Annotated in this window: 1 protein-coding gene; it reads right to left on the bottom strand. The window is 74.1% G+C overall.

Features of this window, described 5'->3' with window-relative positions:
• Positions 1-92: 92 nt before the first annotated feature.
• A partial coding sequence (locus ABEB16_RS21700; RefSeq protein ID WP_345714249.1) for a VOC family protein occupies positions 93-981 on the bottom strand: 889 nt, incomplete at its 5' end.

The following is a 981-nucleotide window of genomic DNA, read 5'->3' as shown; positions in this document are numbered from 1 at the left end:
GCCGACGAGGTCGGCGGCGATCGCCGACCCCGCCTCGCCGAGGCCGAGCAGCGCGACGCGGACGCCGTGCGCCGGGCCCCGGGCCGACCCGGTCACCAGGCGGCCTCGGCCGCGCCGGTCGCCTCCACCTCCGCGGCCGAGGCGGCCACCTCCGGCGCCGGCACCGGCGGGGTGCCGTGGGTGTGGAAGGACTCGATCGTCTTCAGCCCCCACGCCTGGCCCTTGGCGCGGTCGGCCTCGCTCCAGTCCACCGGCTGCCAGTCCGGCGCGAGCACCAGGCGCGCCCCGGCGTTGCACAGCTCGATGCGGTTGCCGCCGGGCTCGTAGACGTACAGGAAGAACGTCTGCTGGATGGCGTGCTTGTGCGGGCCGGTCTCGATGAACACGCCCTGCTCAAGCGCCAGGTCGGCGGCGCGCAGGATGTCCTCGCGGGTGTCGGTGGCGAAGGCCAGGTGGTGCAGGCGGCCGCTGGAGCCGGTCCAGTCGCGGGTCCAGACCGCGTCGTAGCCCTTGTTCGTGAACGTCGTCCAGCTGCCCGAGGTGGTGCCGTCGTCCAGGACGATCTGCTCGGTGACCAGGGCGCCGAGGGTGTCGCGGAAGTAGTCGCGGTTGGGGAGCACGGAGGCGCCGAGGTAGTTCACGTGGTCCAGCCGGCGCACCGCCACCCCGTGACCGGGGCGGGCGGCGGCCTGGTTCTTCAGCGCGGGCGCCTGGTCCGCCGGTGCCCGGAACCACTCCGACTCGTAGTACAGGCCGAACTCGTGCCCGTCGGGCTCGGTGAAGACGTAGGTGGGCCCGTAGCCGGGGTCACCGTCCTGCCAGCCGATCCCGCGCCCGCTCGCCTCGATGGCCGCCACCCGGCGCTGCAGGGCCTCCGGGCTGGCCGCGCGCAGGTTCGTGCGCCCCACGCCGGAGGTCGGGTGCGCGGTGACCTTGACGGTGACGTTCTCGTAGTCGTCCCAGGCGTGCAGGAACACCGAG

This window comes from Kineococcus glutinatus (genome assembly GCF_039542765.1).
Taxonomy (GTDB): domain Bacteria; phylum Actinomycetota; class Actinomycetes; order Actinomycetales; family Kineococcaceae; genus Kineococcus_A; species Kineococcus_A glutinatus.
Note: the sequence above shows the minus strand (reverse complement) of the source record. Positions and strands in the feature narration are given on the sequence as shown.